We start from the raw sequence: 14,015 nt of genomic DNA on the forward strand, positions 1-14,015 counted from the left end.
GCTCCGGGGCTCCACGCCCCGACGGCACGCTTCGGGGGCCTGGCGATAAATGGCTCGCCCGCGGCTGGTGGGCGGTGGCAGGATGGCCGGGCTGTAGCCCGTCGACGATCAGGAGCTTGAGATGCGGCGCCGCCTCGGAATCTCCCAGCGCCCCATTGGCACAAGAGTTTCTCGAGGGCTCCTCCAGCATGCACATCCTGAACATCGGCATCCTCGCGCACGTGGACGCGGGCAAGACCAGCCTCACTGAGCGGCTGCTGTTCGAGACCGGCGTGATCGACCGGCTCGGCAGCGTCGACGAAGGCAGCACCCAGACCGACAGCGGCGAGATCGAGCGCCGCCGCGGCATCACCATCCGCACCGCCGTGGCCTCCTTCACCCTGGGTGACCTGCGGGTCAACCTGGTGGACACCCCGGGGCACGCCGACTTCGTGGCCGAGGTCGAGCGGGCGCTCGGCGTGCTCGACGGCGCCGTGCTGGTGCTGTCGGCGGTCGAGGGCGTGCAACCGCACACCCGGGTCCTGATGAAGACCCTGCGCAGGCTGCGCCTGCCGACGCTCATCTTCGTCAACAAGATCGACCGGGCCGGGGCCCGGGAGCGCGAGCTGCTCGCCGACATCCGGCGGCGGCTCGCCCCGTCCTGCGTCCCGGTCAACACCGTGACCGGCATCGGCGGCCGGGCGGCCGTCACCCGTCCCGCCGGCTCCACGCAGGAGGCGGCCGAGGTGCTGGCCGAGCGGGACGACGGGCTGCTGGAGCTGCTCGTCGAGGGCGGGACACCGAGCGCGGACCTGGTACGCGCGGCGCTGGCCCGGCAGTGCGGGGACGGCGTGACCTATCCGGTGCTGTTCGGCTCGGCGATCACCGGGCAGGGCGTTCCCGAGCTGCTCGACGGGATCGGCACGTTGTTGCCCGCCGTGTCGCGGTCCGCGCTCCCGGACGAGCCGGCACGGGGGGCCGTGTTCGCGATCGAGCGGGGCCCGTCCGGGGAGAAGGTGGCGTACCTGCGCCTTCGTGCCGGGGTGTTGCGGGTGCGGGAGCCGGTCGTGTTCCACCGCGGGCAGAACGCCACGTACGACGGACGCCTGACCGCCCTGTCCGTGGCCGGCGCCCCAGCACAGCGGGAGGCCGTCACCGGGGACATCGTCAGGGTCTGGGGCGTGCCCGAGATCCGGGTCGGCGACCACGTGGGCGGGCCGGGCCCGGCCGGGCAGGCCCACTTCACCCCGCCCGGCCTGGAGACCGTCGTACGCCCCCGCGTCCCAGGCCAGGAGCCCCGCCTGCACGCCGCCCTGCTCGCGCTCGCCGAGCAGGACCCGCTGATCGGCACCCGTACGCTGGCCGGCGGCGACACCTCGGTCCTGCTCTACGGCGAGGTGCAGAAGGAGGTCATCGGCGAGACCCTGGCCAGGGACTTCGGCGTCGAGGCGGACTTCGAGCCCAGCCGGCCCGTCTACTTCGAGCGCCCGGCGGGCACCGGCGAGGCGGTCGAGGAGATCCAGCGCCACGGCCGCAACGCCTTCATGGCCACCGTCGGCCTGCGCGTCGACCCGGCCCCGCCGGGCTCGGGCGTCGACTACCGGCGGGAGGTCGATCTGGGGTCGCTCCCGCTGGCCTTCCACCGGGCGATCGAGGACAGCGTGCACCTGGCGCTGCGCGAGGGGCCGCACGGCTGGCCGGTCACCGACGTCGTGGTGACGCTGACCAGGACCGGCTACTCCGCGCCCGAATCCGTGGCGGCCGACTTCCGCGGGCGCACGCCCGTCGTGCTGGCGCGGGCGCTGCGCCGGGCGGGCACGATCGTGTACGAGCCGTGCCATCGCTTCGAGGCGGAGGTGCCGCTGGAGACGTTCGGCGCGGTCACCGCGAGCCTGGCCGGAGTCGGCGCCGAGCTGCGGGACACGCGGCGGCGGGACGACACCTGGGTGCTGGCCGGCGAGATCCCGGCGGCGGCGGTGCACGAGGTCGAGCTGCGGCTGCCCGGGCTGTCGCACGGCGAGGGGGTCTGGTGGTCGGAGGCCGCCGGCGACCGTGCGGTGCGGCAGTCCACTGCGACCAGATAGGTGGTATGTCGGTTTTCTCGTTAGATGGGTATTAAGGGGCTTGGTGCACCAATCCGGTGCATCTCGTCCGTACAGGGGGGATTTCGATGGCAGACACGAAGAAGAAACCCGCATCCAAGTCCGGCAAGTCCAAGAAGCAGGCCATCAAGACCAGCAGGCAGGCCAAGGAGACCAAGCGGGAGGACCGGAAGACCACCGGCGAGGAGTGACCATCGGGCAGCCGTCGCCGGCTGCCCGACCGGTGACATGATCGGACGGCCGAGGCCCCACAGGGCCCCGGCTGTCCGATCGACCGTGGAGCTGCGCCCATGTCGGGTTACCTGCGTTTCCCCGCTGTCTTCCAGGACGTGGTGGTCTTCGCCGCCGAGGACGACCTGTGGATGGTCTCCGCCCAGGGCGGGCGGGCCTTCCGGCTGACCGCCGGGCTCGCCGAGGCCGGCTACCCGCGCATCTCCCCGCGCGGCGACCAGCTCGCCTTCGTCGGGCGCGAGGAGGGGCCGGAAGAGGTGTACGTGATGCCGTCCGACGGCGGCGCGGCCCGCCGGGTCACCTTCCACGGCGCGCGCTGCACGGTGACCGGCTGGGACCCCGAAGGGCGCATCCTGTACGCCAGCGACCAGTCCCAGCCGTTCGAGGGCCGCAAGTGGCTGCACCGGGTGGCACCGGGCGGGGTGCCGGAGCGGCTGCCGTACGGCCCGGCGAACTCGATCGCGCACGGCCCCGAAGGCATGATCGTGCTCGGCCGCAACACCGCCGACCCGGCACGGTGGAAGCGCTACCGCGGCGGCACGGTCGGCGACCTGTGGATCGACCCGCACGGCGACGGCGAGTTCCGCAGGCTGATCAGGCTGCCCGGCAACCTGGCCTCGCCCTGCTGGAGCGGCGGCCGGGTGTGCTTCATCTCCGACCACGAGGGCGTCGGCAACGTCTACTCGTGCACCCCCGACGGCGGCGACCTGCGCAAGCACACCCACCATGACGACTACTACGCCCGCAACCTGTCCGGCGACGGGCACCGGCTGGTCTACCACGCGGGCGCGGACCTGTACCTGCTGGAGCCCGGTGAGCGGCCGCGCCGGCTGGCGGTGCGGCTGGCCAGCTCCAGGACGCAGCGCAACCGCAGGTTCGTCGAGGCCGCCGACTACCTCGACAGCGCCACGCTCAGCCCGGACGGCAGCGCGCTGGCGATCACCGCGCGCGGCAAGGCGTACGCGATGGCCGACTGGGAGGGCCCCGTACGCCAGCACGGCTCCTCCGACGGCGCCCGCTACCGCTTCCTGACCTGGCTGAACGACGGGGCGCGGCTGATCGCGGCGGCCAGCGACGACGGCGACGAGGAGAAGCTGGTCATCCTGGAGGGCGGCGAGGGCGGCTCCGGCACGGAGGTGGCCCGGCTGGGGCGGATCAACGAGCTGGTGCCCGACCCCGCCCACGACCGGGTGGCGGTGGTCAACCACCGCGACGAGCTGCACCTGCTCGACCTGGCCACGGGCCGGGCCGAGCTGGTCGAGGCCAACCCGCACGGCCCGCCGGAGGACCCGGCCTGGTCGCACGACGGCACGTGGCTGGCGTACGCGAGCCCGCTCAACTCCCAGGCCACCGCGATCAAGCTGCACCACCCCGAGACCGGCCGCACGGTGCAGGCCAGCGAGCCGGTGCTGAAGGACTCGATGCCGGCGTTCGACCCGCGGGGCGACTACCTGTACTTCATCGGCCAGCGCGTCTTCTCCCCCGTCTACGACCAGCTCCAGTTCGACCTGGGCTTCCCGCTGGGCACCCGCCCGTACGCGGTGGCGCTGCGCGCGGACGTGCCGGACCCGTTCGTGCCCCGGCCGCGCCCCCTGGAGGAGAAGGACGACGAGGACGAGGAGGAGCCCGGACCCCTGAGCGTCGAGGTGGACGGGCTGGCCCGCCGGGTGACCGCGTTCCCGCTGCCGGAGGGCCGCTACGAGCGGGTGGCCGGGCTGAAGGGCAAGGCGCTGATCCTGACCAGCCCGCTCGAAGGGGACAACACGCTGCACCTGTTCGACTTCGCCAAGGGCGAGAACGAGACGTTCGCCGACGGCGTCGGGGACTTCGAGCTGAGCCGCGACCACAAGACGCTGCTGTACCGGGCGGGGAGCCGGCTGCGGGTGGTCAAGGCGGGCGAGGTGCCCGGCGACGAGGAGGGGCCGGGGCGCGAGAGCGGCTGGATCGACCTGTCGCGCATCAAGGTGTCGGTCTGCCCGGAGGCGGAGTGGCGGCAGATGTTCCGCGAGGCGTGGCGGCTGCAGCGGGAGAACTTCTGGACCGAGGACATGGCGGGCGTGGACTGGCCGGCCGTCTACGATCGCTACCAGCCGCTGGTGGACCGGGTGACGACCCGGGGCGAGTTCTCCGACCTGCTGTGGGAGCTGCACGGCGAGCTGGCCACCAGCCACGCGTACGAGAGCGGCGGCGAATATCGTCCCGGCCCCGACTACAGCCAGGGCAAGCTGGGCGTGGACTGGCGGCTGCGCGACGGGGTCTACCACATCGGCGCCATCGTCACGGGTGACCCGTGGGACCCGCGGGCGACCTCGCCGCTGAACCGGCTCGGGCTCGACGTCCGTACGGGTGACGCCGTCCTGGCCATCAACGGCGCTCCCATCGGCGTGGGGGTGGCGACCCCGAACGAGCGGCTGGTCAACCAGGCGGGCGAGGAGGTGGAGCTGACGCTGCGCCGGGAGCAGCGGGTCTTCACCGTCACCGTGCGCGCACTGGCCGACGAGCAGCCGGCCCGCTACCGCGACTGGGTCAACCTCAACCGCGCCCAGTGCCACCAGCGCTCCGGCGGCCGGGTCGGCTACCTGCACGTGCCGGACATGAGCGCGGACGGGTTCGGGGAGTTCCACCGGGGGTTCCTGGCCGAGTACGACCGGCACGCGCTGGTCGTGGACGTGCGCTTCAACGGCGGGGGCCACGTCTCGGCGCTGCTGCTGGAGAAGCTGGCCAGGCGGCGGCTCGGTTACGACTACCCGAGGTGGGGGGATCCGGAGCCGTACCCGCCGGAGTCGCCGCGCGGGCCGCTGGTGGCCATCACCAACGAGTGGGCGGGCTCCGACGGCGACATCTTCAGCCACACCTTCAAGCTGCTCAAGCTGGGCCCGCTGGTCGGCCGGCGCACGTGGGGCGGCGTGATCGGGATCTGGCCGCGCCACCAGCTCGCCGACGGGACGGTGACCACGCAGCCGGAGTTCTCCTTCGCCTTCGACGACGTCGGCTGGCAGGTGGAGAACTACGGCACCGATCCCGACATCGAGGTGGACATCACCCCGCAGGACTACGCCAGGGGTGTGGACACGCAGCTGGAGCGGGCCATCGACGTCGCGCTGGACCTGCTGGCCGAGCGCCCGCCGCACACTCCTGATCCCCGGCACCGGCCGCGCATGCAACCTTAGGCACCTGTCCGGCGTCTAAAGATCATAGGTGGGGATAGCGCACAGGGGATGAACACCGTGCACTCCATCGACCGCAGGACAATGAGCCGGTGGTGAGGCGACAACCCTCACCTCCGGCCACGTGTGTTGAGACTTCTTCCGCGACTAAGGGGGATCCGACAGGTGCGCGCACTGGCACGCAAGGGCAAGTCGGCGATGGTCCGGCTCTACCGGGGATACAACCGGCGCAAGGTGCGGAACGCGCCGCCTCCCTCGACCCGGCAGGTACGCATCCTGCTGCTGCACGCCAACGGGATGGGCGGCACGATCAGGACGGTGTTCAACCTGGCCAGCTACCTGGCCGAGAAGCACGACGTGGAGATCGTGAGCATCCTGAAGGAGGCCGAGGAGCCGTTCTTCCCCATCGACCCCCGTGTGCGGTTCCGTTTCCTGGACGACCGGCTCAACCCCGGCCCCGACCCGGTGCGCGCGATGTTGTCGAAGTTGCCGAGCAGGCTCATCCCCAAGGAGGAGACGGCCTACCACCGCTTCAACATGTGGACCGACCTGAAGCTGGCCCGCTACATCCGCTCACTCGAGACCGGTGTGCTGATCGCCACCCGCCCGGGGCTCAACCTCGCGATGGCCCAGTTAGCCCTGCCCGGCGTCATCACCATCGGGCAGGAACACGTGGCCCTGCGCACGCAGGCCGAACCGATCCAGGAGCTGATCAAGTGGCGCTACCGGCGCCTGGACGCCCTGGTCACGCTGACGAAGGCCGACCTGCGCGACTACCGCGACACGCTGCCGAAGAAGCCGCGCAAGCTGGTCCGCATCCCCAACGCCGTGCCGCCGATGACCGGTGACGTCTCCAAGCTCGACGCCAAGGTGGCCGTCGCCGTCGGCCGGATGACCCGCATCAAGGGCTTCCACCGGCTGATCACCGCATGGGAGACGGTCGCCGCCGCCCACCCCGACTGGAAGCTGCGCATCTACGGCGCCGGGCCGCAGGAGGAGAACCTCGCCCAGCAGATCGTGGACGCGGGTCTGGAGGGCAAGGTCGAGCTGCCGGGGCCCACCGCCGACGTGGGCGGCGAGCTGGAGAAGGCGTCGATCTACGTGCTCAGCTCCCGCCACGAGGGCTTCCCGATGACGATCCTGGAGGCCATGGCCAAGGGGCTGGCCATCGTCAGCTTCAACAGCCCGCACGGCCCCAAGGAGATGATCACGAACGAGGTGGACGGGCTGCTGGTCAAGCCGCGTACCAACGCCAACCTCGCCGCCTCGATCATCCGGGTCATCGAGGACGAGCAGCTGCGCCGCGACCTGGCCGCGGGCGCGCTGGAGACCGCGCACACCTACGACGTGGACGTCATCGGGCAGAAGTGGGACGCGCTGCTGGCCGACCTGCTGGCCAGGCGCGAGGGCAGGACCCGCCCGGCCGGCGCCCCGGCGGACCTCACACCCCCGTGCCCGTGAGCTCCACCGGCTCGGCGATGACGTCCACGAGTGCGCCGTTGCGGTAGACGGTGATCGGCAGCGGCCGCCCGATCGCGTCGGCGAACATCAGCCGCTGCAGGCTCTGCGCGTCGCCCACCGGGTTGCGGCCCGCGCCCAGCACCAGGTCGCCGGCGTGCAGACCGGCCCGGTGCGCCGGCGAGCCGGGCACCACCTCGACCACCCGCAGCGCGCCGTCCTGCCCCGTGCGCCGGCGCAGCTGCTCCGGCAGCGGCGCCGGGGAGGTCACCAGGCCCAGGAACGCCCGCCTGACCCGGCCGTCCCTGATCAGCGCGGCGATGATGGATCGGGTCGTGCCGTTCATCGGCACGGCCAGCCCCACCCCGACCCCCGCCACGGCCGTGCTGATCCCGACCACCCGCGCCCGCGAGTCGGCCAGCGCCCCGCCGGAGTTGCCCGGGTTGAGCGCGGCGTCGGTCTGGATGACGTCCTCGATCAGCCGCATGTTGGCGCCGCTGCGCGCGGGCAGCGACCGGCCGAGCCCGGAGACCACCCCGGCGGTCACCGACCCGGTCAGCCCGAGCGGGTTGCCCACGGCCACCACGAGCTGCCCGACCACCAGCTCGTCGCTGTCGCCGAGCTCGGCGGGCGGGGGCGTGGCCGTCCGCGCCCTGATCACCGCCAGATCCGACAGCGGGTCACGGCCGACCACCTCGAAGTCGCCGGAGGTGCCGTCGGCGAAGGCGACGGCACCTCCGCGGGAGGAGCCGACCACGTGGGCGTTGGTCAGCAGGAACCCGTCGGCGGTGAACACCACCGCGGATCCGCTGCCCCGGCCGGCCCGCACGGCGGCCACTTTCGGCAGTAATTCGGCTGCCACGGAAGACACGACGCGGGAGTAGGCGTCGAGGGGATCCGCCATTACGTGCACTCCTTTGCTTACAGGATTACACGCTAACTCCGTTGACAGTGGCCCGCGCGTCGAGCCCGGCGGGCAGCAGGTCGGCGGCCAGCAGGCCACGCTGCATCAACCAGCGGCCGAGCGCCACGTAGGCGTCCACGTCGCGGGCGCGCAGGAACTGGTTCACCGTCGAGTGGCACGGGAAGGCGCCCCGGTCGGCGGCCAGCGCGACCAGGTCGCTCGGCATGTCGTCGCTGATGTGGGTACGCACCAGGACCAGGTAGTTCGCCGGGCTGTCCGGGGTGTCGTCCGGGTAGGCGAAGCGGATCCGCTCCACCGGCTCCTTGGAGGTCAGCAGCCGGCCGTCGGCCTCGAACTCCACGCCCAGCTCGGTCCGGGCCAGCGAGATCACCCGCAGCAGGTTGCCCACCCGGTGCTCGTCCACCGCCGCGTCCACGGCGAAGATCGTGCGGCAGCGCCGCCTCAGCAGCTCGACGACGCCCGAGTTGTCCCAGTGGCCGCCGTCGGAGACGAAGACGTAGCGGTGGCGTACCGACAGGTTGCCCAGCGCCTCGCGCCAGGTCGTGAGCGGGCCCGGCCGGTGCCAGCGGCGGACGAACCACTGCGGCGCGTGCGAGGTCAGCCGCCCGGGCGGGCGCCTGCCCACCGGGTTGGGCAGCCACAGGCCCAGCCGCAGGTTGATCAGGGCCAGCGCCATCCTGCTGGCCCGGTTGGTGTAGCGACCCATGTTGGGCGCGACCGCGGCGCCCGAGGCGGCCACCAGCGAGGCCGCGTCCGGCACCGCCGCGCGCGCCTGCGGCGGCGCCTCGCCGATCGCGGCGCCGCCGACGTAGTCGGGCGCGAACACGAACGAGGCGCACCCCTCCCCCGCGGCGGACTCGTCCTCGCGCAGGTTCACCGACGCGCACAGCAGCAGGTACGGCAGCCCGTCGGCGTGCATGTCGGCCAGGTGCACCTGCGACAGCCGCAGCATCCCCTCGTCGCCGCGCTCGCCGAGACCGGTGCGGACCACGTAGGCCCGGTTGAGCCGGCGCGAGTACGGGTCGTGCAGCGAGGTGTCGTTGGCGTGCACGGTCATGGCGAACACCCCCAGCACCGCCACCGCCGTCACCGCGATCACGGCCGTGGCCACCGGGCTGAGCTGGGTGACCTGCGCCGCCAGCAGCAGCGTCGGCAGGATCAGCACCGCCGCCATCGCGGTGGAGAACAGCAGCCGCAGCAGCCGGCGCAGCAGCTGGCGCGGTCCGCTGAAGGACAGCAGCCACTGGGAGCGGAAGACGTACACGGCGATGACCGCCAGCACCACCACCAGCCCGGCCAGGCGGGTGGTCGCCGACAGGTCGAACATGCGGCTGTCCAGCACCCGGGTGCTGACGGCGATGACGTCGGGCAGCACCAGCGCGGTCACCGTGGCCAGCGCCAGGCGGCGGGTCAGCAGCTCGGCGGCGCGGCTGCGCACCCGCATCTCCAGCAGCACCGCGATCACCGCGACGGCGGCGGCCAGCGCCCACCGCTGCCCGATGAAGCGCCCCGCCAGCACGTCGTGGTCCACGGCCAGCACCCGCGTCAGGCTGTAGGCGGCGCCCAGCACCGCCCCGGCCAGCGCGATCGCGGCCACGAACGGCACCAGGTTCACCAGCATCCCCAGCGCGTACCTGGCACCGGACAGGAAGATGTCCGACCAGTCCTCGCCGAGGTAGCGCAGGTTCCTGCGCAGGTGCGCCTCCTCCGGCGAGCCCTTGCTCCACGGCGGCACCGCGCCCGGCGGCAGCGGGTGGCGGCGCGTCTCGGCGCGGGCGGCCATGAACGCGGCGGCGGTGTAGCTGCCGCCGGACACGGCCGACACGTAGCGGGTACGGGCCAGCACGCCGGACTCCTCGGCCACCTGGAGCGCGCCCAGCCCGAGGCAGGCGGCCCGCACGCCGCCGCCGCTCAGCGCGAGGCCGATCTGGTCGAGCCCGGCCGGCTCGGCCAGGTAGCGGTACCGGGAGGTGTGGGCGGTCATGACGGCTCCGGCGTTCCCGAGGGGTAGACGGGCTTGGACGCGGGCGAGGAGACCCTGCCGCGCGCGTTGTACTCGCGGACGAACAGGGGGTGCAGGCAGTACTCCTCGTCGGGCGAGAGGATCATCTGGCCCTCCGCCGCGTAGGCGAACTCGGCCTTGAGGTACCGCTCGCTCTCACCGGTGAGGCGGCCGATGATGCCCACGTCGGTGAACATCTCGCGCACCTCCCGGTAGTCGAGCCCGAACTCGCGCCGGATGCCCGCCTGGTTGCACATCCGGTGCAGGAAGGCGTCGTCGAAGCGGAAGGGCAGGTACGGGATCAGCCGCCGGGCCACGTCGTGGGCCTTGGGATGGCGGAAGTGGTGGGCCGAGAAGACCTCGGGGCACAGCGTGGCCTCGGCCTCGGTCACCGTCTCCAGGATGTGGTTGCCGTCCACGACGGGGCGGCCGGTCGTGGCGATGGCGCGGTGCAGGGCCTCGTTGAAGATGTACAGGACCTGGCGGGGCAGGAGCTGGGTGTGCCGCAGCACGTACGCGACCGACCGCTCGGGCAGGCCGGCCCGGTTCTTCAGCTCGGGCACGATCACCCGGTCGAGCAGCGTCAGGTAGCCGTCGTCCGGCAGGCCGCGCAGCAGCTCGGGATAGTGCCGGGTGAGGAACATGTGCAACCGCGCCCCGACCGTCCGCAGCAGGTCCTGCCAGGTCCAGCGCAGCACCATGCGCCCGCTGAAGTCCTTGATCGGGTTGGCCGAGACCCGGTCGAGCACCGGCCACAGCTCGCTGGGGAAGCAGCACTGGATGCGGAAGTAGGTCCGGTCGATGCGCAGGCCGAGCCGCCCGACCAGGTGGAACAGCCCGCGCAGGACCCCCTCGATGCGCTCGATGTGGTCGCCGATGTTCTCCAGCGAGTCGATCAGCACGAAGACCGGGGTGTCGCGGGCGTCGAGCACGCTCTTGGCCGCCTCGATCGTCTCCTTCCACGGGCGGCGCGACAGCCGGAAGTCGCGGCTCAGCTTCTCCAGGCTCACGACGTTGTCGAACTGGTCGACGTGCTCGATCAGGCGCGTGGTGACGAAGTCGAGCGCCGCGTCGTCCCGGCTGTCGGACCCGGCCACGTCCTGGCGCAGCGCGGCGGTCTCCTCCCACAGCACCTGGAAGGCCCGGTCGGGGTCGCAGTCGTGCCGCTCCGCGACCAGCCGGCCGATGATCGGCGCCCACAGCAGCGTCTCCCAGAGCTCCGCCACCCCCTCCACGCTGAGGACGAGCGGGATGGCGAGCAGCTCGGTGGCCGCCTGGAGGCGCGAGAACACGCCGTGGGCGCTGAGCCGGACCACGAGGTTGCGCGGCTCGAACTCGCGCGACAGCAGCAGCGCCGTCTTCCCCGAGCCCCGCCGTCCGACGATGAACGTGGGCGGGTTGTCCTTCGATCGCAGGTGCAGGTGAACCCGCGTGTCGTAGATGGCCCTCAGCACCGGGATGCTCACCCGGTCGGACACGACACTGGGCCCGAGCGGGTTCCTCGGGGTGAACAGGGTCTCAGCGGGGTTTCTCGCGGCCTTCATGGGCGACCCTCGGGCACTCGGCGGGGATGTCACCGATATCGGAGCGGCATGCGGCCTTCCTGATACACCTCAGGCCAGGGCTTGTGCGAGCGCCAGGCCACAGTAGGCCGCTCCCAGCCCGGCCACCACGCTGGCCACGGCGTTGGCGACCGCGTGGAAGCGCGCCCCCTCCTCCAGCAGTCGCACCGTCTCGTAGCCGAACGTCGAGTACGTCGTCAGCGCCCCGCAGAAACCGATGCCCGCCAGCGCCATCACCCCGCTCTCTGCGGGCAGCGCGGCCAGGAAGCCCAGCAGCGCCGACCCGGCCACGTTGACCGCCAGCGTCCCCCAGGGGAACACCGTGTCGTGCCGCGCCTGCACCGCCCGGTCCGCCAGATAGCGCAGCGGCGCCCCCACCGCCGCGCCCAGCACGATCAGCAGCAGGGTCACCCGGTCACCCGCGCCCCGGCCAGCCGCCTGGTCAGCCACATGCCCCCGGCCACCGCCAGCAGCGCCGCCCCCATCGTCGCGGCCAGATAGACCAGCCCGGTCACCGGCGCCCCCGCCGCGACCGCCCGCTGCACGTCCACCGCGTACGCCGAGAACGTGGTGTAGCCGCCGAGCACCCCCACCCCGAGGAACGGCCGCACCAGCCGGTGGGCCGGCCGCCCCTCCGTGATCACCACCATGAGCACCCCGATGAGCAGGCACCCCGACACGTTGACCAGGAAGGTCGCCCACGGGAAGCCGGTAGGCCCGTTGGGCAGCGCCACCTGCATGCCGTGGCGCGCCAGCGCGCCCAGCGCCCCGCCGGCCGCGATCACCGCGAGGACCGGCCAGTGCAGCTCGGCGCGCTGCGCGGGGACATGGAGATCGACATCCGGATCGATCGGCCGATCGGTCACATAACCCTCCCCGTGTCGAAACGGACGATGCCGGGAATTTCTCTAGACAACCTGGAGTGCACGGAGGCCTGGTTGAGCACGAAGGACGCGGTCGCCCTTCTCGCAGGAGCCGTCATCGTCGTTTCCTTCATCGGCAACACCAAGATCCCGCCGGCCACGGCGGCCAGCCCGCTGGGCAACGTCAGCGGGACGCTGCCGGGTCTGGCCCCCATCATCTCCGACGCCGAGAAGTCGGAGGCACGCGGCCTCATCCAGCGCCTGCGCGTCAAGGGCTACGGACCCAACACCGGCTACCGGCGCACCCGGTACGGCGAGAACTGGGCCGACAGCGCCACCGGCGTGCCGTACGCGCGCAACGGCTGCCGCACCCGCGACGACCTGCTGGCCCGCGACGGGCAGAACGTGAAATACCGGGCGGGTTCGAGCTGCGAGGTCGTCTCGATGGAGCTGACCGACCCCTACACCGGCCGGCTCATCCACTGGCACAAGGACAACGCCGACGAGGTGCAGGTCGATCACGTGGTGCCGCTCAACTACGGCTGGCGCATGGGGGCGCCGCGCTGGCCGATGTCCAAGCGGCTCGACTTCGCCAACGACCCGCTCAACCTGCTGCCCGTGGACGGCGAGGCCAACGAGCAGAAGGACGCCTCGGGCCCGGCGAGCTGGCTGCCGCCGCGGCGCGGCGTCCGCTGCGCCTACGTCACCCGCTTCGCGCAGGTCGCACTCAAGTACGACCTGCCCGTCACCGCGCCCGACAAGAAGGTCATGCTGGCCCAGTGCCGCTGACCGGTGCGGTCTACCGCGGGTCGATCCAGTCGAAGCCGCGCCGGAACGTCTGCTCGGCCAGCACCCGCTGCCCGGCCACGTTGGGGTGGAAGAAGTCCCACTTGCTGACGTGGTCGAGGGTGAACGGGAAGGAGAACACCGCTCCCCCGTCGGTGCGGCAGCCGGGACCGTACGCGGCGCACGCCTGGGCCGCGGCCCGGTTGTAGGCCATCACCCGCGCCCGCACCCGGTCCCGGCGCTCGGCGTCGGCCCGCCGGGTGGAGCTGGGCTTGGCCAGCATGGCCTGGCAGATGCGGCCGGCCGTCCAGAACGTGCGGGCCAGCGGGTTGTCCCTGCCGACCTGCCACAGCCGCCGCAGGTCGGGGATGCTCGCGATGAACACCCTGGCCCGCGGCATGCCGGCACGCAGCTCGGTCAGCGCCGCGTCGAGCCGCCGCCGGTAGGTCTGGACGGGGGTCATCGCCTGCTCGGTGCGCACGCAGGCGTCCTGGGCGCCTATGAGAATCGTCACGTAGTCGGCCTTGGCCGCGACCGCCTTCTTCACCTGCCCGAGCAGGTCGGCGCTGGTCGAGCCGGGCACGGCGAAGTTGAGGTTGTGCTTCTGGAGCGTTCCAGACAGCTTCGACAGGCGCAGGTAGTGGCTGCTCACCTCGCCGTGGTCGCCCGCCGACCAGGAGCGGGAGGTGCAGGAGACGTACCAGCCGCAGGCGTTGAAGCCGGTGGAGATGGAGTCGCCGAGCGCGGCCATGACCTCGGGCACCTGCTGGGCGGGCGCGGCCTGGGCCGGGCCCGAAGCGGACAGGACGACGACGGCGGCGAGGGCGGGCCCCAGGTGACGAGCGATCATGGGCACCAAGGTAAGGAGCCGATCACCGGCTCACTATGGCCTGGCGGCAAGGTCTGTCACTTCAGGACCGACTTCATATCGCCGCTTGAC

General features: G+C 72.2%; 11 protein-coding genes. 5 read left to right on the forward strand and 6 right to left on the reverse strand.

Annotated elements, in window-relative coordinates; all coding sequences use genetic code 11:
- Window positions 1-188 precede the first annotated feature (188 nt).
- From AB0J69_RS39665 to AB0J69_RS39680, 4 genes are all read left to right on the forward strand, one after another.
- A complete protein-coding gene (locus AB0J69_RS39665; RefSeq protein WP_364128716.1) occupies window positions 189-2,063 on the forward strand; it encodes a translation factor GTPase family protein in 1,875 nt (624 codons plus the stop codon).
- Between the two features lie 86 nt (window positions 2,064-2,149).
- Window positions 2,150-2,272, forward strand: a complete 123-nt coding sequence (locus tag AB0J69_RS39670) for a hypothetical protein (protein WP_364128719.1) — start codon at window positions 2,150-2,152, stop codon at window positions 2,270-2,272.
- Between the two features lie 99 nt (window positions 2,273-2,371).
- Window positions 2,372-5,482, forward strand: a complete 3,111-nt coding sequence (locus AB0J69_RS39675; RefSeq protein WP_364128721.1) for a S41 family peptidase — start codon at window positions 2,372-2,374, stop codon at window positions 5,480-5,482.
- Between the two features lie 162 nt (window positions 5,483-5,644).
- Window positions 5,645-6,940, forward strand: coding sequence for a glycosyltransferase family 4 protein (locus AB0J69_RS39680; RefSeq protein WP_364128723.1), 1,296 nt, complete (start codon window positions 5,645-5,647; stop codon window positions 6,938-6,940).
- Here AB0J69_RS39680 and AB0J69_RS39685 read toward each other — a convergent pair.
- The 5 genes from AB0J69_RS39685 to AB0J69_RS39705 all read right to left on the reverse strand — a co-directional run bounded on the left by AB0J69_RS39685 (window position 6,921) and on the right by AB0J69_RS39705 (window position 12,292).
- Window positions 6,921-7,841, reverse strand: a complete 921-nt coding sequence (locus AB0J69_RS39685; RefSeq protein WP_364128726.1) for a trypsin-like peptidase domain-containing protein — start codon at window positions 7,839-7,841, stop codon at window positions 6,921-6,923. The two genes, AB0J69_RS39680 and AB0J69_RS39685, sit on opposite strands and share 20 nt — an antisense overlap.
- Window positions 7,842-7,866: 25 nt before the next feature.
- Complete coding sequence (locus AB0J69_RS39690) at window positions 7,867-9,846, reverse strand: hypothetical protein (protein ID WP_364128728.1); 1,980 nt, start codon at window positions 9,844-9,846, stop codon at window positions 7,867-7,869.
- Entirely contained in the window at window positions 9,843-11,408 is a 1,566-nt protein-coding gene (locus AB0J69_RS39695) for a hypothetical protein (protein WP_364128731.1), read from the reverse strand. The genes AB0J69_RS39690 and AB0J69_RS39695 overlap by 4 nt, the downstream gene beginning before the upstream one ends.
- A 69-nt stretch (window positions 11,409-11,477) precedes the next feature.
- On the reverse strand, window positions 11,478-11,837 hold the full coding sequence (crcB, locus tag AB0J69_RS39700) for a fluoride efflux transporter CrcB (RefSeq protein WP_364128733.1): 360 nt from the start codon (window positions 11,835-11,837) through the stop codon (window positions 11,478-11,480).
- Window positions 11,834-12,292: a CrcB family protein gene (locus AB0J69_RS39705; protein ID WP_364128736.1), complete on the reverse strand. Its 459-nt coding sequence runs from the start codon at window positions 12,290-12,292 to the stop codon at window positions 11,834-11,836. The genes crcB and AB0J69_RS39705 overlap by 4 nt, the downstream gene beginning before the upstream one ends.
- Before the next feature lie 72 nt (window positions 12,293-12,364).
- Between AB0J69_RS39705 and AB0J69_RS39710 the strand changes: the two genes are divergently transcribed.
- Window positions 12,365-13,078: an HNH endonuclease family protein gene (locus AB0J69_RS39710; protein ID WP_364128738.1), complete on the forward strand. Its 714-nt coding sequence runs from the start codon at window positions 12,365-12,367 to the stop codon at window positions 13,076-13,078.
- A 10-nt stretch (window positions 13,079-13,088) separates the two neighbouring features.
- On the opposite strand, the gene AB0J69_RS39715 is transcribed toward AB0J69_RS39710, so the two are convergent.
- Complete coding sequence (locus AB0J69_RS39715) at window positions 13,089-13,925, reverse strand: SGNH/GDSL hydrolase family protein (RefSeq protein WP_364128741.1); 837 nt, start codon at window positions 13,923-13,925, stop codon at window positions 13,089-13,091.
- Between the last annotated feature and the right edge of the window lie 90 nt (window positions 13,926-14,015).

The organism is Nonomuraea sp. NPDC049709, assembly GCF_040674815.1.
Classification (GTDB): domain Bacteria; phylum Actinomycetota; class Actinomycetes; order Streptosporangiales; family Streptosporangiaceae; genus Nonomuraea.